Genomic DNA, 20216 nt, shown 5'->3' on the forward strand with positions numbered 1-20216 from the left:
GAACGAGGCCGCCCCCTACGTTCTTCCTTGCACCGCGAGCCTCAACGTTCGTACGCTGGCTCTCATGCTTCGACCTCGATCGAATTGGGGAATCTTTCTGGTATCGGCCTTCCTCGTGGCCACGCTGCCCGCGGCCTGCGGCAGCGAGGTCGAGGGCGGCGGAAACGGCGGCGCGGGCGGCGGCAGCGGAGGCGGCGGCGCGGGCGGCGCCCCGCAATTCGGCGCCTGCACGGGCCCCGGGCAGTGCACGCTGGCGCCGAATACCTGCTGCGCGTGCGGCGAGCCCACGCTCGCGGACGTCGAGCCCGTGCACGCGGATCTCGCCGACGATTACGTGAGCTCCATGTGCCCCGCCGAATTGCCGCCCTGCCCTCCGTGCGCGCCCCTGCCGAACCCGGACCTCTTCGCCTATTGCGAGGCCGGGGGCTGCGCGGCCGCCGACGTCACGCAGCACGGATTCAGCGAATGCACGACGGCGGCCGATTGCAGGCTCAGGCTTGGAATGGGGTGCTGCGAGCCCTGCGCGGGCGACGGCGCCGGTCTCGTCGCGATCGCGGCGAGCGCCACCTCGGCGGTCTACGAGCTCCTCTGCCCGCCCGATACGGGGTGTCCGGCCTGCGCGCCCGTGTATCCGACGGAGTGGAAGGCCGATTGCGTCGCCGGCCATTGCGCGGTCGTCCCGGCCATGCCCTGAGGCCCTGACCGGGGCGCACGCGCGCGAATCGCTCAGAGGCCCGCGCGCTCGCCGGGCGTGAATTCGGGACGAACCTCGCCCGGGGAGGGCGCCTTTTCGGCGGGCGCCTCGCCCTTCACCGCCGCCACGATCGTCACGGGGAAGGTCTTCTGCAGGCCTCCCGCCTCCACGACGATCGACGCATTCCCGGCGGCGAGGGGCTTGAAGCTCGCGCACATGGCGTCGACGGGCTCCACTTCGATCTTCGTATCCCCCGAATAAGCCCAGGAGAGGCCGGCCACCACGCGCGCCCCCGAGAGGCCTCGAAAGCACACGCTGTTCGCCTTGCCCACGGTGAGCGGCTGGGTCAGATCCGTGCTGAACAGGCTCTTCGTCGCGACGATATCGTCGATCTCGCTCACGACGGGGAACGTCACGTCGACCGGCTCGCCCGCCCCCGCCTTCACGCTCACGTTCACGCTCCCCGACGCGCCCACCGTCACGCGGCGCCGATCCCACGACGATACCTCGCCGCTGTCGGTCGCGTCCCCCGTGATCACGATCGTCGTGCTGTCATCGACGAGCTGCACCGGGCCCTGGCCGTTCGGAGCTTCGCCGAACAAGAGGAGGCCGAGCTCCACGTTTGTCCCGGCGAACAACGCCAGCTCGTCCTTCTGCGCGCCCTCGGCGTCGAGCACCGCCATCGTCGCGTCGGTGACGCGGACCGAGCTGATCGGCAGGACCTGGAGCGAGATCCGGTCGTGCAGCGCGCCGTCGTCCGGATCGAGGATCCGTAAAAAGCCCGACCCTGCCGCCGCGCCGCGCACCTTGACGCTCGGGGCCTCGACCTCGGCGATCTCGAGCGGCGCCTCGGCGTCGGCGGTGAACGGGGAGAAGGGTTTCGTGCCGTTCGCGTCGCGGAAGACGGAGATCGTTTGCGTGCCGCCCTCGGCGATGGGGTGGGGGCCGCCGCCCCCGAAGAGGGTGCCGACGAGCGAATCACTCCCGAAAAAGAGGCCATTCGGCGTATCGGGCGAGCACGTCTCGCCCTCGGGACAGACCACCTCGCACGGCGGCGTCGCGCACGTATTGAGGGAAGCGCGGTCCCCGGGCGCCGCGAACTGGCAGCCTGACACGAGGATCATGGTCGAGAAGGCAAGAATGGCGGATTGGTAGGTCATGGGCACGCGCTTGGCAAGGTGTGTGCCGCGCTCGCGCCCGACCTTCACCCTTGCGGCCGAGTCCTCCTCCCCTGTAGCCTTGTCGTTTATGTTGAATCGTCGATCTCGCTTGGGAATCTTTCTCGTGACGGCCCTCGGCGGAGCGGTGCTCGCGGCTGCCTGCGGAGGCGGCAGCTCCTCCTCCGGAGCCGGGGGCAACCCATCGAGCGGCTCGGGGGGCTCGAACAGCGGCGGAAACGGCGGCCTCGGCGGGGACGGCGGCGACATCTTCGTCGGGCCCGCGTCGGGCGTGGGCGGCGGCGGAGGCCAGGTGCAGGGCCTCGACGTCCAGCCGAGTTTGCCGCAGGAGATCACGGTCGTCGCGGGTCAGAACACCCCCACGGTCACGTACTCCTCGTTCCTCGATGGAAACCCCATCGGCGCGGGCTGGAGCGTCGACCGCGGCGAGATCGGCAGCGTCACGCCCGGGCCCGCGACCACGGCGACGTTCACGCCGAAGGGCGCGGTGGGCGGCGTCGTCCGCGTCCGCGCCGGCCTCAACGGAGAGGTCGTCGAGCGCAACCTCCTCGTGAAGCTCACGGGCCAGCAGAATGGAGCGGACCCGAGCAACCCCGCCCAGGCCGGCCAGATCGCCACGACGATCCCCGAGCTCACGGCGGGCGGCGGCGTCGGCGGCGTCGGCGGCGAGGGGCTCGGCGTCGGGGTCGAGAGCCCAGCCGTGATCGCGGCCCTCGATACGCCGGCCAGCAATGGCCAGGGCGAGGGGCTGAAATTCCTCTATCCCTACGACCGCACGGTCTGGCCGCGCGGCATGACGGCGCCCTTGCTCCAGTGGGAATCGACGCTCGGCGACGTCGACGCCATCAAGATCGAGCTCACGACCACGAGCGGCTCGTTCTCCTGGAAGGGCACGTTCGGCAAGCCGCAGATCCTCGCGCAGACGGGTGGTCCTTTCCTTCGCCACCCGATCCCGCAGGACGTCTGGGCCATGGCCACGAATACGGCCGGCGGAAAGACGCTCGACGGCTCGCCCGACCAGCTCGTCGTCCGTCTCACGGTGGCGAAGGGCGAAATGGGGTATGGCCCGATCACGGAGACGTGGACCGTCGCGCCGGGCCGTCTCTCGGGCGCCATTTATTACACCTCGTATGGCACGAACCTCGCCAAGAACCTCGGCGGCGCCGTGGGCGGCGACGGCATGTTCGGCGGCGCGGTGCTCTCGATCAAGGTCGGGGACACGGGGCCCAAGCTCGCCGCGGGCCAGAGCGGCGACTCCACGCAATGCCGCGTCTGCCACTCCGTCGCGGCGAACGGATCGCGCCTCGTGGCGACGACGAACGGCGGCGCCCAGCGGTTCGTCTACGATATCAGCCCGAATGCTATCACGCAGACGTCGCTCCCGAATGGCAGCGCGTTCCCGGGCATCACCCCGGACGGCGCGCTCGCGCTCACGACGGGGGCGACGCTCGTCTCGCTCGCCGACGGCACGGTCCAGCCGAGCTCCGGGCTCACGGGCACCGCCACGAACGTCGGCACGCCCTCGTTCTCGCCGGATGGCAAACGTGTCGTCTTCAACCCCATGGCGAGCGCGTCGATCACGAACCCGCAGCAGAAGCTCGTCCTCATGGACTTCGATCCGGCGACGAACACCTTCGCGAACCCGCTCGTCCTCGTGGACAACACGGGCGCGCCCGCCGAGACGCGGCCCGGCTGGCCGGCGTTTTTCCCGGACGGCAAGGCCGTCGTGTATCACCAGCAGATCGCGGCCGGCGTCGACGGCAACAACCTCGGCGACATGCGCACGCGCAAGGGCGCCAAGGCCTACCTCGCGATGGCCCGCGCCGACGGCGGCGCGCCCGTCCCGCTCGACAACCTCAATGGCAAGGACGGCGGCAACGTGTACCTGCCGAAGCTCGCCCAGCCCGTCTCGATGACCTGCACGGGCGACGGCTCGCAGGTCGGCGGCCTCGACGCCGACCACGGCGACGACGTGAACATGAACTACGAGCCGACGGTGAACCCCATCGCCTCGGGCGGGTATGCCTGGGTCGTCTTCACGAGCCGCCGCATGTACGGCAGCGTCGCGACGATCCCGCCGTATTGCAGTGATCCTCGCGGCGTCAACCTCATCACGAACATCACGCCGAAGAAGCTCTGGGTCGCGGCCGTCGACCTCAACTCCCCGGCGGGCGTGGACGGCAGCCACCCGGCGTTTTACCTGCCCGCGCAGGAGCTGCTCGCCGGCAATACGCGTGGCTTCTGGGTGCAGGAGCCCTGCCGCGCCGACGGCTCGGGCTGCGACTCCGGCGATCAATGCTGCAATGGTTATTGCTCGCCCGACCCGATGAACGCGGATGTCCTCGTCTGCGGCGACACGCCTCCGAACGGCATGTGCTCGAACGAAGGCGACAAGTGCACGACGCAGACCGATTGCTGCGACCCGGAGCTCATCTGCCTGAACGGGTTCTGCACGCTCGACGGCCCGAAATGACGATCCCGTGAGCCTTGGGGCGGGGGCGGCGGCGCTCCCGCCCCCGGACTCAGGGCATCCGGTACATGCGTCGATAACACGTGTTCACGCAGTCACGCATCGACCTGAAATTGTTCTCGTTCCCCTGACAGCCCCCATACGTGAAGGGCACGCACCGCCCGACGGCCGCGTTGTACGCGAACCTCTGGAACGCGGCGCGACACGGTCCGGTGACGATGGGCTGGCGGCAGATCCGGAACGCTTGCGCGTCGAGGCCCTGCACGTCCTCCGCGACCTCTGCGTTTTCCTCCGCGCGCTCGGCCGCGTACGCGGGCAGGACGAAGAACATCGATACGGCGACGAATACGGACGCGAGACCTCTTCGCATGGCGCACCTCCCCCTCGCGGCGGGCGCCCCTTCGGACGAGCCCGCCTGGCGGAGAACATAAGGCGCACGCCCGCGACGTCGCGGGGAGCGAGCGAGGTCAGACGTTGAAGTGGAAATGCATCACGTCGCCGTCCTTGACGACGTAGGCTTTCCCTTCCTTGCGCAATTTGCCGGCCTGCGCCGCGGCGCTCTCGCCGCCGAATTTGACGAAATCGTCGTAGGCGATGGTCTCGGCGCAGATGAAGCCCTTCTCGAAATCCGTGTGGATCACGCCCGCGCCCTCGGGCGCGGTCGCGCCGATCGGGATCGTCCAGGCGCGCGCCTCCTTCGGGCCGACCGTGAAGTACGTCTGCAGCCCGAGGAGCGCATACGCCTCGCGGATGAGTCGATTCAGGCCGGGCTCGACGAGCCCCAACGTCTCGAGGAACTCGGCGCGCTCGGCGGGCCCGAGCTGGGCGATTTCAGCCTCGATCTGCGCCGAGATCACCACGGACTTCGCGCCGTCCTTCGCCGCGCGCTCGAACACCTTCGCCGAGAGCGCGTTGCCCGTCGCGGCCGCGGCCTCGTCGACGTTGCACACGTAAAGCGCGGGCTTCGCGGTGAGCAATTGCAGCATGCGCCACGCCTTCTGGTCCTCCGGCTCGACCTTGGCCGTGAACGCCGGCCTGCCTGCGTGGAGCTGCTCGAGGGCGAGCTTCAGCAGGCGCAGCGTGGTCGCGCCCTCCTTGTCGCCGCCGCGGATCCGCTTCTCCAGGTTGGGGATCCGCTTCTCCAGGCTGTCGATGTCCGCCAGCATCAGCTCGGTCTCGATGATGTCCAGGTCGGCGAGCGGGTCGACGCGCCCCTCGACGTGGGTCACGTCGTCGTTCTGGAAGCAGCGGGCGACGAAGGCGACGGCGTCGCAGTCGCGGATGTTCGCGAGGAACTGGTTGCCCAGGCCCTCGCCCTTCGACGCGCCGCGCACGAGGCCCGCCACGTCGACGAAGTTGATCCGGGCCGGGATGATCTCCTTCGATCCGGCCAGCGTCGCCAGCTTGTCGAGCCGCGGCTCGGGCACGGCCACGTCGCCGACGTTTGGCTCGATGGTGCAGAACGGGTAGTTGGCCGCCTGCGCGGCCGCCGTCTGGGTGAGGGCGTTGAAGAGGGTGGACTTGCCGACGTTGGGCAGACCGACGATCGCGACTTTGAGGGCCATGGCGCAGTTCGGGGGGGAAAGAGGGCGGCGCGACCTAGCATGTCCGAGGCGGACGCACCAGGCCCTCCGGGCGGGCTTGGCGGGCGGGCGCCCTCAGGCCGCGTCCTTGTCGTGCAACCGATGGCTCCAGAACCCGAAGACCGGCTTGCGCGCGATGGTCCCGTTGTGGGCGCGGCATATCTCCGCGACCTCTTCGGCCTGGGCCATGTTCTCGACCTCGACCGTCAGGAGCACCTTGCCGGCCTTCACCTCTCGCTCGACGTCGTCGATCACCGGGTCGGGTTTGCCTGCGCCGGTGAGCCCTCCGCCGAGCGCGCCCGCCGCGCCTCCGCCGAGCATCCCGAACAGCGTCGCGGCGAGTGGCCCGGCCGCGATGTAGCCGAGCGGCCCGAGCACGAGCCCGCCCAGGAGGCCACCCGCCACCGAGCCGACGAGCGCGCCCGTGGTGATGCCCTCGCGCGCGCTCGTCTCGCCGAGCGGCAAATCGTTCCGGTTCACCTTGTCGTGGTGCACGAGCACGGAGCACGGCCTGGGCAGGCCGGGCAGCGCGAGGACCGCGCGCAAAGAGCTCGCGGCGTCGTGATCGTGGTCGAACAAGGCGAAAAGCGCGTGTCGCATGGCATCCTCCTCGGCGGGAGCATCGGACCGCCGTGCCGGTTCGGCAAGCCGTCCCCAGGCGTCGTAATGGCTCGGCCGGGCCGCCTGGCCTTGACGCCCGCGCGCCGCCGTTCAATCAAGGGCGCTCGTGAGAGACGACCCCCTCTGGACTGGCGCGTTGCTCCTCTTTCCCCGGCGTATCTCCGAGAACCTCGCGCGTGTGGAGGCGTCCGGCCTCGTCCCGCGCGCGCCGAACCTCGTGCAGCTCTCGCTCGGCGTGATCCGCATGTGGGTGCGCCTCGTCACGCGCCCCGAGACGATCGGCACCTGCCGCGAGCATCGGGTCCGCCCCACCCTGCGCGCGCGGCTGCTCGCATACCGCCCGCTCCGCTTCCCCTTCCTCGTGCGGGAGCGGGCGATCGCGCCGCTCGATTTCTCCGGCCTCGCGTCCTCGCGCGAGCGCGTCCTCCGGCACCTGCTCGGCGCGCATCACGACGGCAATCAGTTCGCCTACGACCTCGAGCTGCTTGGCATCCACCCCGGCGCGCTCGAAGAGCTCCACGAGCGGGCGGCGCGTGTCGTCTCGGGCGAGGATCCGCGCGCTGAATGGTTACGTGACCTCGTGGTGTTCGAGGGATACCACGAGAGCTTGCTCGCGGCGGTGGAGCGCGCGCGCACGGATGGCGTGCGCCTCGCGCCGCGCGAGGCCGACGATCCCGACATCTCGTTCAGCGGCTACCTGCGCTGGTGCGCGCGAATGCCTGCCACCTGGCGCGAGGCGCTCCCGGCGCTCCTCTGCGGCGAGATCGATCTCGGCGCTTTTTGCCCCGAACCGGTGACGGCATGAACACGAAAGACTTCCTCTCGCTCTCGCGCTCCGAGCTCCGTTCCCTCCTGGAGAATGGCCACCCGATCGATCCGGGCGCGCTCGACGACAGCGAATACCGCGGCGTCTCGCTCGGGCTGCCCGCGCCGATCGTCGCGATGACGTGGCTCACCTTCCGCAAGACCTTCCGCCGCGATCCGACGACGGGCGCGCTGCGCGGGTGGAACGTGCGTATGCAGCAGGCCGGGCTCGACGGCCCACGCGAGCCCATGTGCGACGCGCGCGGCAAGCCGCGGTGCTTCGGTTTTTACGAGGTGCGCGACGGCCGCGCGTACGACATGCCCGTCGCTGCGCGGCACGGGCTCGTGATCGATTACAACCTCGCCGGTGAGAATGGGCGGCTCGACCCGATTCGCCTGGGGCGGGATCCCCTGGTCTCGCTCGACGAGGGCCGCGTGGACCGCCTGCTCGGGTGGACGTACCTCGATCTCGGGCTCGCGCGGGTGGGCACGCCGAGTTATTTCCTGCTCGAACGAGAGGGGCCGCTTTCGTACGTGCCGTGAACACGAGGATGTCACGCCCGTCCTGGATTGGCCTCGCCGTGCTCCTCGGGGCCTTCGCCGCCGCGTTGTTTCTCCTCCGCCGACAGCCCCCGCCCTCCCCTCGCCTGCCTGCGTCCACCCCGGCGCCGCCCCCTCCGGCGCCGCCGCCCATTGCCTATCCGACCCCCTTCTCGGTCCCCGTCGAATCTCTCCCGCCCCGCGAGGCGCTCCCGCCGGGCACGCTCCGCCTCCTCGTCCTCGGCGATTCGGTGGCGAGTTTCCTCGGCCTGGCCTTGCGATATCGTCAGGACGAGGCCGGCGCGTTCGTCTCCGTGCGTGGCGTGGGCAGTTGCTCGATCTTCGAGGCGAAGACGTGGATCGAAGACGGCAAACCCGTGAAAGGCACGAGCTGCGCGGAGCGCTGGGCCCTGGACGTCGCCGAGCTCCGCCCCGACATGACGCTCCTCGTGCTCGGCGGCGCCTTCCTCAATGAAAGCGCCTGCGAAGAGGCCTGGCTCGCCTCCTACGAAGCGCGTCTCTTCGAGCTCGCCGACGCCATGGGCCCGAGCGCCGGCCGGATCGTGCTCACGCGTGTCCCTTATCCCATGGGCGCGTGGCGCCGCGGCACCGTCCCTGCCCGCGTCGATTGTTACAACCGCATGCTCGAAGGCGCCGCGCGGAAGCGCAACTGGCACCTGCTCGATTTGATGGGCCACGTCTGCCCGACGCCGGCGTGCCGCGTCGAGAGTGACGGAAAACCCATCCGGCCCGACGGCTTGCATTTCGACGGCGTGGGTACCGAGGAGACGGCCCGGTGGGTCCTCGGCGAGCTCGGGCGATTCGCGCAGGGCGGCGGCTGAGAGGCGCCCCCGTCTACGCCTCCCCCTCCACCGGATCCTCATCCATCTCCGGCACCAGGAACAACCCTCCGAGCGGCGGCAACGTCAGCACGATCGACTGCTCGAACCCGTGCGAAGCCACCGCCTCGCACGCCACGCTCCCCAGGTTCCCCACCCCGCTCCCCCCGTAGCTCCGCGCGTCCGTGTTCAGCACCTCCAGGTACCGACACCGCCGCGGCACACCCACGCGGTATCCATATCGCAGCAGCGGCGTGAAATTCCCGACGAAGACCACGAAGATCCCCTTCGGGATCCTCTTCGGACACGGCTCCTCCGATCCGTCCGGCTGCCGCGGGAATCGCACGAACGAGGCCACGCTCTGGATCGCGTCATTCGCGTCGATCCACGTGAACCCCGCCGGGCTCTCGTCGAGCTCCCACAGCGCCTCGTACCTCCGGTAAAGCCCGTTCAGATCCCGCACGAGCCGCGACAACCCCGCGTGATCTTCCTCCTCCAGGAGCCCCCAGTCGAGCGCGCGGTCGTGGTCCCACTCCCGCCATTGCCCGAGCTCGCCGCCCATGAACAGCAGCTTCTTCCCCGGGTGCGCCCACATCATCGCGTAGAGCGACCGCAGGTTCGCGTGTTGCTTCCACCGATCCCCCGGCATCTTCGAGAGCAGCGCCCGCTTCAGGTGCACCACCTCGTCGTGCGACAGCGGAAGCAGGAACCGCTCCGAGAACGCGTACATCAAGCCGAACGTGATCTTCGTGTGGTGGAACGCGCGGAAGATCGGGTCGAGCGCGAAGTAATCGAGCGTGTCGTGCATCCACCCCATGTTCCACTTGAAATCGAAGCCGAGCCCGCCCACGTACGTCGGTCGCGTCACGCCCGGCCACGTCGTCGACTCCTCCGCGCAGAGCAAAACCCCCGGCAACTCCCGGTGCACCACGTCCGAGAGCTCGCGCAAGAAGAGCACGGCGTCGAGGTTCTCCCGGCCGCCGAACTCGTTCGGCTCCCATTCGTCCGCGTGCTTCGCCCCGTAATCGAGGTAGAGCATCGAAGCCACCGCGTCCACGCGTAACCCGTCGACGTGGAACGCCTCGAGCCAGTGGAGCGCGCTCGCGACGAGGAAGTTGCGCACCTCTTTTTTGCCGTAATCGAAGACGAACGTCCGCCACTCCCGGTGCTCGCCCCGGCGCGGATCTTCGTGCTCGTAGAGCGGCCCGCCGTCGAAGCGGCCGAGCGCGAACGCGTCCTTCGGGAAATGCGCCGGCGCCCAGTCGAGCAACACCCCGAGGCCCGCCGCGTGGCAGCGGTCCACGAAGTAACGAAAATCGTCCGGCGCCCCGAAGCGCGAGGTCGGCGCGAAATACCCCGTCACCTGGTACCCCCACGAGCCGTCGAACGGGTGCTCCATCACCGGCAAGAGCTCCACGTGCGTGAAGCCGAGCGAGACCACGTACGCCACGAGCTCGTCCGCCAGCTCGCGATACGTGAGCCACGCGCCCGCCCCCTCGGCCTTGCCCGCCGCCCGCTTGCGCCGCCACGAGCCGAGGTGCACCTCGTAAATGCTCATCGGCCGCGCGTGGGGATCCGCGCCTCGCCGCGCCTCCATCCATTCGGCGTCGCTCCACGTGAACGACGACGCCGCCACCTTCGACGCGTGGCTCGGCCGCAGCTCCGCCGCGAACGCCACCGGATCACTCTTCATCAAGACGAGCCCGCTCGCCGTCTTGATCTCGTACTTGTACGTCGCCCCCGCCCGCACCTCGGGCACGAAGATCTCCCAGATCCCGTGCCTCGTCCGGCGCATCGCGTGCCGCCGGCCGTCCCAGCGATTGAAATCGCCGACCACGCTCACCCGCCGCGCCCCGGGCGCCCACACGGCGAACGCCGTCCCCACGACGCCCCCCGCCTCGCCCACGTGCGCCCCGAGCCGCCGCGGGTATTCACGCGCTACCCCGTCCGCCGCCGGATCGAGCTCCCCCTCCCCGAGCGACGCCGGAAAGGCATACGCGTCCCGCCCCACCGTCGTCCCGCGTGACGACCGCACCTCCAGCCGATACGGAAAACCCCGCTCCACCCCCTCGAACGACGCCTGGAAGATCCCGCCCGGATGCACCCGCGCCATCACGCGTGGCTTCAACCCCGGATCGTCCGGCCGCAATACGACCGACATCGCCTCCGGCCGGAACACGCGCACGACCAGCCGGCCCTCCTCGACATGAGGACCGAGCACACCGTGCGGGTCCGCCGCATCCACGGCGGCGATTCGATCGAAGGCGTCCGCGCTCATCGACTCATCGCGGCCTCGACCGCTGCTCCACCAGCCGCCGCACGACCTCCAGGTTGAGCGGCTTCACCTCGTGCGCGTCGAAGCCTGCCTCGTGCGACAGCCGCCGATCCTCGTCCTGCCCGTATCCCGTCATCGCCACGATGAGCGCGTCCGTCAGCCCGGCCTTTCGCATCGCCCGGCACGCCTCGTACCCGTTCAGCCCGGGCAACCCGATATCGAGCAGGATCACCTCCGGCCGCTCGCGCAGCGCCATCTCCACGGCCGCCTGACCGTCGTGGGCCGTGTGCACCTCGTGGCCGTCGAACTCGAGCACCATCGCCATGCTCTCCGCCGCGTCCACGTTGTCGTCCACCACCAGCACCCGCGTCCCCGCGGTCGCGCTCTCTGCCATGGCTTCCTTCTCCTCGACTTCCGCCTTCGTCGTCTCCCGCAGGCTCGGCAGGCGCACGACGAACTCGCTCCCCGTCCCTCGCCCCTGGCTGTACGCATGCACCGTACCGCCGTGCATCTGGATCAGGGTGCGGACCAGGGACAACCCAATGCCGAGCCCGCCCTCGGAGCGATCGAGGTTCCGATCCACCTGATAAAACAGATCGAAGAGGTGCGGCAGCGCCGCAGGATCGATCCCTCGCCCCGTGTCGCGGACGCGGATCAACACGAACCTCGGATCGCCCGGATCCCGCTCCACGACGAGCCGGACCGTGCCCCCCTCGTCCGTGTACTTGGCGGCGTTGTTCAGCAAATTGCTCACCACCTGGCCGAGCCGCGTCAGGTCGCCGTCCACCCGGATCGGCTCGCTCGGCAGGATCCTCTGCAGCTCGTGCCGCCGGGCCGCGAGCAGCGGCCCGCTCGTTTCGAGCGCCTGCCGCACCACCGCGCCCACCTCGATCGGCGCCTTCTGGAGCTGGACCTTGCCGAGCGTGATCCGCGAGACGTCGAGCAGGTCGTCGACGAGCCGGACCATGTGCGCCACCTGCCGCGCGATCATGTCGCGCGCGTTCGTCAGGCTCGGCTCCTCGGGCCCGAGCCGCTTCAGGATCTCCACCGCGTTCGAGATGGGCGCGAGCGGGTTCCGGAGCTCGTGCGCCAGCGTGGCGAGGAACTCGTCCTTGCGCCGATCCGCCTCGCGTAGCGCCTCCTCGGCCCGCTTGCGCTCGGTGATGTCGAGCATGCTCACGATCGTGCGCTCGCCGCGCTCGCCCCCGAAGACCACCGTGAAGAGCACCGGCAAGAGCCGGCCCCCGAGCGTGCGCTTGACGGTCTCGGCCTGCAGGAAGCTCCGGCCCTCCCAGAGCGTGACGAGCTGCTCGACGAAGACGCGCTCGCTCTCGGGCGTGTGCACGCGGCGGAGCGAGCGGAGCAGCTCCGGCTCGTCCTTCGCCTCGTACACGCGGACGGCGAAGGGGTTCGCGCTGACGTGGCGCACGAGGCCGAGCGCCTCCTTCACCACGGCGGGGTGCTCGGTCAGGTGCGCGCGCAGGTCCTTGACGCCTTCGCTCCGCAGCCGCTCGAGCAGCGCCGAGACCGCGGAGAAATCGTCCTCCCGGACCCCCACGCCGGCCCCGTCGAGGATGCCCCGGACCCGCGCCTCGTTCTCGCGTAGCGCCGCCTCGGCCTCCTTGCCCGCCGTCACGTCGGTGAACGTCACGACCACGCCCTCGGCCTCGCCCGCCCGGTTGCGGTACGGCAACACGCGCCGGAGGTACGTCGCGCCGCTCTGCGCCTCGATCTCGGCCTCGATCGGCCCGGACGCGCGCGTGACCTCGTCGAGCCCGGGCAGCGGCGGCATCGACTTCATCAGGTGCGTGAAGTGGACGAGCGGCCGACCCACGTCCGCGGGCGTGACGTTGTAGATGTCGGCGATCGCCGGCGTGACGCGCTGGACGCGCCCGCCCTCGTCGAGGAAAAGCGTGGCGATCCGCGTGCTCGTGAAGAGGTTCTCGAGGTCGGTGTGGGCCCGCGTGAGCGCCTCGTGCGCGGCCTGCACCTCCTCCTTCGACGTCTCGAGCTCCTCGTTGGCCGACTGGAGCTCCTCGTTCATCGAGAGCAGCTCCTCGTTGCTCGACTTCAGCTCCTCGTTGGCGACCTCGAGCTCCTGCACGGTCTTCTCGAGGTCCGCGCGTGTCGTGACGAGCTCCTGCTCGACCTGCTCGAGCAGGGCCGCGGCGTCCTCGGCGGCCCTCGTCTTCGACTCTTCCCGCGCCACCGGCAGGCCGACGTCCTGGAAGACGACGAGGAACAGGGCCGACTGCTCGCCGAGCTGGGGCATCGGCTGCACGGTGAGCATCACGCGTTGCATGCCCGAAGCGACGCGGACCGAGAGGCCCTCGTGGACGACCTTGCGCCGCTCCTTGACCGCGAGCGCGAGCGAGGCGCGTAGCCCGACGGCGAGCCCATCGCGGACCAGCCGGACGAGGTTGTTGTGGAACGCGCCGGCCGAGATGGTCAGGTACTTCTCGAGGTTGCCCGAGGCCGAGACGATCTGCCCCTCCTCGTCGACGACGACGGCCTTCGGCGCGAACTCGTCGAGCACGATCCGCTGCATGACCAGGTAGACATCGGTCTCGCCCGCGGACGGCGCGTTCGGCGGCCTGACCGTGACGGGCGGGCCGTCGCGTCCGGGGAGCACGCCGGGCATGTTCACGGCGGTCGGCAGGCGCTGGGAGATCCGGTGCCGCGGGTCGATCGGCCGGAAGAGCTCGCGGTGCGCCGAGAGGCTCTCCGAGGGCCCGAGGAAGACGTACCCGTTTGGCCGGAGCGCGTAATGGAAGAGCGGGATCAGCTTCTTCTGCAGGTGCGAGCCGAGGTAGATGAGCAGGTTGCGGCAGGAGATCAGGTCGAGCCGGGAGAACGGCGGATCGTTGATCAGGTTGTGGATCGAGAAGAGGACGAGGTCCCGGATCTCCTTGCGCACGTGGTAGTGCTGCCCGTTGCGGACGAAGAAACGCGCGAGCCTCTCGGGTGAGACCTCGTCGGCGATGCCGAGCGGATACGCGCCGAGCCGCGCCGTCGCGAGGGCCTGCTCGTCGATGTCCGTGGCGAAGATCTGGACGATGGGCTTGGTGTCCACGCCGTCGAGCGCCTCGCGCACGAGCATGGCGAGGGTGTACGCCTCTTCGCCGGTCGCGCAGCCCGGGACCCAGATCCGCACGGCCTGCTCGGCGGAGCGATCGCAGACGAGCTTGGGGAGGACCTCACGCGCGAGGACCTCGAAGGCCTCGGGGTCGCGGAAGAAGGCGGTGACGCCGATCAAGAGGTCCTTGAACAGCTCATTGGCCTCGACCCGATCGGCGCGCAGGCGCTTCAGGTATTCGTGCGCCTTGTCGATGCGGAGGACCTGGAGGCGGCGCAGGGTGCGCCGGAGGAGGGTGCTGGTCTTGTAGTGCTTGAAATTGTGTCCGCTGACCTGGAGGAGGACGTCGCAGATCGCGGGCAACGCATCGGCGATGTCCCTGCGGAGCGAGTCCTCGTCGCCGACGGTCTTCTGCCGATGTCGCGCGTGGGCGACGATCTCGGCGGCGAGCTCGTCGGGTGGCCTGATGCAATCGACGGCGCCGGTCATGAGGGCGCTCTGCGGCATGCTGTCGTGGCGCGCGGTGACGGGGTCCTGGACCATCGTCAAGCCGCCGGCCTCGCCGACGGCCCGGAGCCCGAGCGCGCCGTCGCTGCCGGCGCCGGAGAGGATGACGGCGACGGCGGACTCGCCGAACTCGCGCGCGAGGGAGTGGAGGAGGTGATCGATCGGCGCGTGTCGCTCCGCGGCGCTCCGGACGGGGGCGACGTGGATGACGTGATCACGCACGGTCAAGAGGGAGCGGCTCGGCGTGACGTAGACGTGCTCCGGCTCGAGCGTCAGGCCCTCCTCTGCCTCGACGACGGGCAGGACGGTGGACTTGGCGAGCAGCTCGGAGAGCAGGCTCCCGGCGGAGGGCTCGGCGTGGAGCAAGACGATGACCGCGAGCCCGGCCCCCTCCGGGATGCCCCGGAGAAACTCCTGCAACGCCGGGATCCCTCCCGCGGAAGCGCCGACCCCGACGACCAAACCACATCCAGGCGACGACGAGCCACGATGGCCGGGGGAGGAGCGCGTCATGGTGGGCTGTTGTTATCCCCAGGGATGGCCGCGCGGAAGGGGAAAACGAAATCCAGTGTACCCGGCGAGGGGGCAGACAGAGGGGCGGGACACGGACGGGTGAAGGTGGAGGGAGGCGGGCGCACGGAGAGGGTTGAGCTCGCGGCTTCGCTTGGTCGGACGCGCGCGGAGGCTCCTCGCGAGGCGCCGGACGCGTGTAGAGCGCGCGTGAAGGTGCCTTCGACATCACCTGACGCGTGCAGAGCGCGCGCGGAGGGCAGCTCGGCGCGATCTTGCACGTGTCGGATGGGCGCGAAGGTTCGCTCGGACGCGCTCGACGCGTGTCGGATGGGCGCGAAGGCTCGCTCGGACGCGCTCGACGCGTGTCGGGTGCGCGCGAAGGACGGTTCTGCGTCGCCCGACACGTGTCAGACGCCCGCGAAGGGTCGTTCGGGCGCGTTCTACGCGATCAGGTGCGTGGTTTCTTACCCTTCCGGGGCTCCCGGCGGGGGTTGAAGAAGCGGGCGGTGGAGTTGTCCGGGTGCTGGAACCTGGTGCACAAGCGGAAAGGCGCCCGCTCACCGCCGCGGGGGGGACGAGGCGTGGCTGCGCTCACCGAAGGGGGGCTGCCCATGATTCGCCGTGTCTTCGTCGCGTGTTTGCTGCTGATCCTCTTCGTCCTGTGCGCGTCGACGGCGCGGGCGGCGGATCCCAAGCCGCGGCGGACCATCGGGATCTGCTTCCATCCGCACGGGCCGCAGCATCACCGGTGGTCGTATCTGCCGGGCGGGTCGCTGGTGACGGGGAAGGATTTGAAGCTCGCTCTGGAGCTGGTCCCCGAGATGCCGCTTTATTACTTCGATCCTCGTGCGTCGCCCGAGAATCAGAAGCTTCTGCGCAAGCTGGACCCGAGAAAGCCGTGCGAACCGGCGCCGCCGGTGAAAGCGCCGGCTCCGCCGCCCGTGGCGAAGTCGAAGCCGCCGCCGCCGAAGAAGAAAGAGGTGGAGGAGGGAGGCGGAGACAGCGGCGGAAGCGGGGACAAGGCCGCCAGCATCGAGGAGCGCGTCGAGAAGAAGCGGATCCGGAGTGAGGACCCGCCGGAGGAGGCGAGGCGATCGCCACCGCCGCCGCAGGGGGTGCTATCGAAGGAGCCGCAGTTGCCGCGGGAGTCGGGGATCCTGAGCAAGGAAGGCGTTTTGCCCTCGCGCGACGAGGTGCGTCCGCCGAGATGCGTGGATGAGCAATGCGCGATGGTGGATCGCGGCGGTGCATTGCCGGAGATCCAGCATCGGCAGGGGCGACCGCTCGTGAGTGTGGTGCCGTGCGGGCAGACGAAGGAGGGGTGCAAGGGCGAAGCTGCGGGCGACGGGACGGGCAAGGCGAAGCCCCTGACGCCGCTCGAACGGATGGTCCGCGAGCTGTCGATCGCCTCCGCGATGCTGAACGGCGAGTTCAATCACGACCTCGCACGCAAGGACGGCAAGCGGTTCGGCATCATCGGCGGGAGCAGCGAGGACGGCGTCGACAGCGCCATCGTCCAGGCCGCGGCGGCGATTGCGCAGGTCGCCTCGGGGGTGCTCGTCGGGCAGGCGGAGACGTTCGCGAAGAAGCTGGAGGAGGCTTGCGCGAAGAAGGCGCCGCTCATCATCGAGGGGGCCGAGGAGCTGTCCAAGGAGACGGCGGAGCTCCTGGCGAAGCAGTACGGGGAGGACATCGCGCACGGGCTGGAGCAGAACGGCGCGATCGGGGCATACGAGGTGATGCGCGAGTTCACCCGGGGGTTAGAAGGTTCGTATCAGGCGCATCACATCCTCGAGAAGGCGATGGGACGGGAGTTCGGGCTCACGAAGAAGCAGCTCGACAAATTACCGTCCGTGATCTTGACGGAGGCGCAGCACAAAAGGATAACGAATGCGCTCAATGAAGCCAGGAAGAGGCTGCCCCCCACGAGCAAGGAAAACGTCTGGAAGGTATACGAGGAGGTATACGCCCCTCATCAACACTGGCTCGATGCCATCAAGCCGTACTTTGGCAAGTAACCCGTGCCATTGGTGTGCGAAATGAAGACGGAAGTCCGAATTCTATTCAGAAGCGACCGCATCCCAGAGGGATCCCGTGCGCTGCTCGATACGGCGCGCTGCGGTCCCGACGTAGCGGAACTGGAGGAGGGTGCGATTTTCACCATCGTCACCCTCGACGAAAGGGACGAGCGCCTGCCGCGCCTCCTGCATCTCCTCACGGAGCGTGGTGCTTCCTGGTTGGAACGGCGCTACGACAGCTTCACCGACGAGGAGCTCGAATCCGCGCGCTTGCTCTTCATGTGGTACGACGTCAACTCCACGGTCTTCGGCGGCCCGCGCATGGGCACGACCTACGACATGTCCGATGCCTGCAATCGGTGCGGCGCCGGGGCCCGGCAGACGTCCGCGATGTTCATCGAGGGCGAAGACCTCCCCAAGCTCGAAGGCCGGCGCGCGGCAGCGACTTGTTATGATGACATTCTCGTCGACGAAAAGCTGGCCCGTGCGCTCGCAGAGAGCGGCGCGACAGGGCTCTCGTTCCGGGACGTCTTCGCCGGGTTCGAGGAGCGGAGTTTCCAGATCCCGTGGCGGCAGATGTGCGCCACGCATACCTTGCCCCCCATGTCTCCGCGATCGACGAGCATCTACCCCTACACGCCATGTACGTGCGGGCGAAGTAGCTTCTCCTGGAAGGCGGAGATCCCTCTCCGCCTCGCCTACCGCGCCGCGGACCTCGCCGATATCAGCGACGTGAACGTGACATGGGAATGGTTTGGCGAGGTGAAGTTCGACGGCGACGTGAGCGAAGCCCTCTTCCCGTATCCCCTCTTCCTCGTCACCCCGAAGGTCTGGCGCATCTTCCGCGACGCAGGCGTCACCGGCTTCGACTGGCTCCCGATCCGCGTCGAAGAGGCCTAGTCCTCGGGGCCTCCCCCGCTCGCGTACCGGGCTCCCCTACACCGGAAGCCGGGACGGTCCGATTCCGCCCGGGCCATCGCTCGCCCACCATACACTGCATTTTCATCGAGCCGGAGCGAGAAGGAGCGGCGATGGGCGAGCGACGAGAAGACACGGAGGGCCCTTTTGGGCAGGGGGAGGACGGCGCGGAGATCCAGATTCCAACACCGAAGATCCTGATCGTCGACGACACGGCCGCGAACCTGCTCGCGTTCGAGGCCGCGCTCGAGCCGCTCGGTTACGAGATCGTGAAGGCCGTGTCCGGCCGCGCGGCCTTGCGGCACCTGCTCCGCCACGACTTTTCCCTCGTCCTCATGGACGTCCAGATGCCGGACATGAACGGCATCGAGACCGTCAAGCTCATCAAGCGCAGCAAGCGCCACCGCTACATCCCGATCCTCTTCATCACCGCGGTCCATCGCAGCATGTCCTTCATCCTCGAAGGGTACGAGACCGGCGCCGTCGATTACGTCCTCAAGCCCTGCCAGCCGAGCATCCTCCGTTCGAAGGTGACGGTGCTCGTCGAGCTCTTCCGGCAGAAGGAGATCGTCAAGCGCCAGGCCGCGCTCCTGCGCGAGCGCGAGCGCGAGGCGATGGAGCGCCGGGCCGAGCGCCGTTATCAGGGCATCATCGAGGCCATGCCCATCTGCGTGTGGACCACCCACGGCAATGGCGCGTTTCACGACGCGAACGACGCCTGGTCCCGGTACGCGGGCGTCCGGGGCCGGAAGGACGTGGGAAGAGCCCTGCTCGCGGCCCTGCACCCGGAGGACCGCAAGCAGGTGCTCGCCCTGTGGCGAAAGGCGCTCCGGCGCAGGATCGGCGTGGAGGTGCAGGCGCGGCTCCGGCGCGCGGACGGGGTGTATCGCTGGCACCTCGCGCGCGCGGTGCCGCAGCGGGACGAGGGGCACGTGCGGGGGTGGATCCTCACGGCGACCGACATCGACGAGCAAAAACGCGCCGAGGAGGCGGCGCACCGGGCGCGCAAGGAGGCCGAGTCCGCGAATTTCGAGATCATGAAAGACGAGTTCCTCGCCACGATCTCGCACGAGCTGAACACGCCGCTCACGGCGATCGTGGGCTGGTCGAGCCTGCTCGCCACGGGCGCGCTCGACGGGGCGAGCGCCGAGCGAGGGCTCGATACGATCGCGCGCAGCGCCAGGGCCGAGCAGCGGGTGATCGAGGACATCCTCGACGCCTCGCGTATCGCCACGGGGCGCCTGCAGGTGCACCTCTCGCCGCTCGATCCGACGGCGATCGTGCACGAGGCGGTCGACGCCCTGCGCCCGCTCGCGCGCGCGAAGGGCGTGACGTTCGAATGCGAGGTGGATTCGAGCGGGGCCTCGATGATGGCGGATCCGGACCGGCTCTGGCAGATCACCTGGAAGCTCGTCTTCAACGCGATCAAATTCACGCCCTCGGGCGGCCGCGTGGACGTGCGGTTCGAGCACCTCGGCAAGCGATTCTTGCTCACGGTCTCCGACACGGGCGAAGGGATCACGCACGGCCGGCTCCCGCAGGTGTTTCGTTCTTTCAGCCAGGAAGACGCCTCGACGAAGCGCAAGCACGGCGGGCTCGGGCTGGGCCTGTCGATCGTGCAAAAGCTGGTGGAGCTGCACGGAGGCACGGTGAGCGCGGCGAGCGCCGGCAAGGGGTCGGGCGCGACGTTCACGGTGTCGCTCCCCTCGCAGGAGGGGCCGGAGCAGGGAGCGCCGGCGACACGCGTGGCGAGGTACGACCGGAGGATCCTGGAGGGAACGCGGGTGCTCTTGGTGACGCCGGACGTGGAGGCGAGGGCGCTCTGCGCGGACGTGCTGCAACGGCGCGGCGCGGCGGTCTTTTCGGTGTCGTCGGCGGAGGAGGCGGTGGCCTTCGTGGCAGAATCGGCGCCGCCGGACGTGGTGGTGAGTGACCTCGTGACACGCGGCGGGGACGACGCGGCGTTCCTGGAGAGGTTGCGATCGCGGGACGGGCAGCACCTGCCGTCGATCGCGGTGCTCGAGGCGGCCGAGGTGGATCAGACGTGGCAGGCGCTGTCGGCCGGGTTTCGCGGGTCCATCGCGAAGCCCATCCATCCGGCGCACCTGGTGGCGGCGATCGCGAGCGTCGGGCCCGGGAGCGGGGGCTGAGCGGGGGGCTGAGAGGGAGGCGCGCGGGGG

General features: G+C 69.4%; 14 protein-coding genes. 8 read left to right on the plus strand and 6 right to left on the minus strand.

Annotation, left to right across the window (positions count from 1 at the left end):
- Positions 1–64: 64 nt before the first annotated feature.
- Positions 65–694, plus strand: coding sequence for a hypothetical protein (locus GF068_RS04220; RefSeq protein ID WP_153817957.1), 630 nt, complete (start codon positions 65–67; stop codon positions 692–694).
- Between the two features lie 32 nt (positions 695–726).
- On the opposite strand, the gene GF068_RS04225 is transcribed toward GF068_RS04220, so the two are convergent.
- A complete protein-coding gene (locus GF068_RS04225; protein WP_153817958.1) occupies positions 727–1854 on the minus strand; it encodes a hypothetical protein in 1128 nt (375 codons plus the stop codon).
- Between the two features lie 109 nt (positions 1855–1963).
- On the opposite strand from GF068_RS04225, the gene GF068_RS04230 reads away from it, so the two are divergent.
- Positions 1964–4345 (plus strand): TolB family protein, encoded by a 2382-nt coding sequence (locus GF068_RS04230; RefSeq protein WP_153817959.1) that lies wholly within the window; start codon positions 1964–1966, stop codon positions 4343–4345.
- Positions 4346–4394: 49 nt separating this feature from the next.
- On the opposite strand, the gene GF068_RS04235 is transcribed toward GF068_RS04230, so the two are convergent.
- From GF068_RS04235 to GF068_RS04245, 3 genes are all read right to left on the minus strand, one after another.
- The gene (locus tag GF068_RS04235; protein WP_153817960.1) at positions 4395–4712 is read right to left on the minus strand and encodes a BPTI/Kunitz domain-containing protein; all 318 of its coding nucleotides are present in this window, start codon (positions 4710–4712) and stop codon (positions 4395–4397) included.
- 97 nt (positions 4713–4809) lie between these two features.
- The gene (gene ychF / locus GF068_RS04240) at positions 4810–5907 is read right to left on the minus strand and encodes a redox-regulated ATPase YchF (protein ID WP_153817961.1); all 1098 of its coding nucleotides are present in this window, start codon (positions 5905–5907) and stop codon (positions 4810–4812) included.
- A 93-nt stretch (positions 5908–6000) separates the two neighbouring features.
- Positions 6001–6525 (minus strand): DUF1269 domain-containing protein, encoded by a 525-nt coding sequence (locus tag GF068_RS04245; protein WP_153817962.1) that lies wholly within the window; start codon positions 6523–6525, stop codon positions 6001–6003.
- Positions 6526–6652: 127 nt separating this feature from the next.
- Here GF068_RS04245 and GF068_RS04250 point away from each other — a divergent pair, with 127 nt between their 5' ends.
- The 3 genes from GF068_RS04250 to GF068_RS04260 are packed head-to-tail and all read left to right on the plus strand — an operon-like array spanning position 6653 to position 8732.
- The gene (locus GF068_RS04250) at positions 6653–7351 is read left to right on the plus strand and encodes a hypothetical protein (RefSeq protein ID WP_153817963.1); all 699 of its coding nucleotides are present in this window, start codon (positions 6653–6655) and stop codon (positions 7349–7351) included.
- Positions 7348–7893: a hypothetical protein gene (locus tag GF068_RS04255; protein WP_153817964.1), complete on the plus strand. Its 546-nt coding sequence runs from the start codon at positions 7348–7350 to the stop codon at positions 7891–7893. The genes GF068_RS04250 and GF068_RS04255 overlap by 4 nt, the downstream gene beginning before the upstream one ends.
- Before the next feature lie 8 nt (positions 7894–7901).
- On the plus strand, positions 7902–8732 hold the full coding sequence (locus tag GF068_RS04260; protein ID WP_153817965.1) for an SGNH/GDSL hydrolase family protein: 831 nt from the start codon (positions 7902–7904) through the stop codon (positions 8730–8732).
- A gap of 13 nt (positions 8733–8745) precedes the next feature.
- On the opposite strand, the gene glgB is transcribed toward GF068_RS04260, so the two are convergent.
- Together glgB and GF068_RS04270 are read right to left on the minus strand one after the other, a co-directional pair.
- A complete protein-coding gene (gene glgB / locus GF068_RS04265; protein ID WP_153817966.1) occupies positions 8746–11007 on the minus strand; it encodes a 1,4-alpha-glucan branching protein GlgB in 2262 nt (753 codons plus the stop codon).
- 4 nt (positions 11008–11011) lie between these two features.
- On the minus strand, positions 11012–15100 hold the full coding sequence (locus tag GF068_RS04270; protein WP_153817967.1) for a CheR family methyltransferase: 4089 nt from the start codon (positions 15098–15100) through the stop codon (positions 11012–11014).
- A gap of 611 nt (positions 15101–15711) precedes the next feature.
- Here GF068_RS04270 and GF068_RS04275 point away from each other — a divergent pair.
- From GF068_RS04275 to GF068_RS04280, 3 genes are all read left to right on the plus strand, one after another.
- On the plus strand, positions 15712–17118 hold the full coding sequence (locus GF068_RS04275) for a hypothetical protein (RefSeq protein WP_153817968.1): 1407 nt from the start codon (positions 15712–15714) through the stop codon (positions 17116–17118).
- A gap of 219 nt (positions 17119–17337) precedes the next feature.
- On the plus strand, positions 17338–18018 hold the full coding sequence (locus GF068_RS43335; RefSeq protein WP_170319293.1) for a hypothetical protein: 681 nt from the start codon (positions 17338–17340) through the stop codon (positions 18016–18018).
- 131 nt (positions 18019–18149) lie between these two features.
- Complete coding sequence (locus tag GF068_RS04280; protein WP_170319294.1) at positions 18150–20186, plus strand: hybrid sensor histidine kinase/response regulator; 2037 nt, start codon at positions 18150–18152, stop codon at positions 20184–20186.
- Positions 20187–20216: the final 30 nt, after the last annotated feature.

This window comes from Polyangium spumosum (assembly GCF_009649845.1).
Lineage (GTDB): Bacteria > Myxococcota_A > Polyangia > Polyangiales > Polyangiaceae > Polyangium > Polyangium spumosum.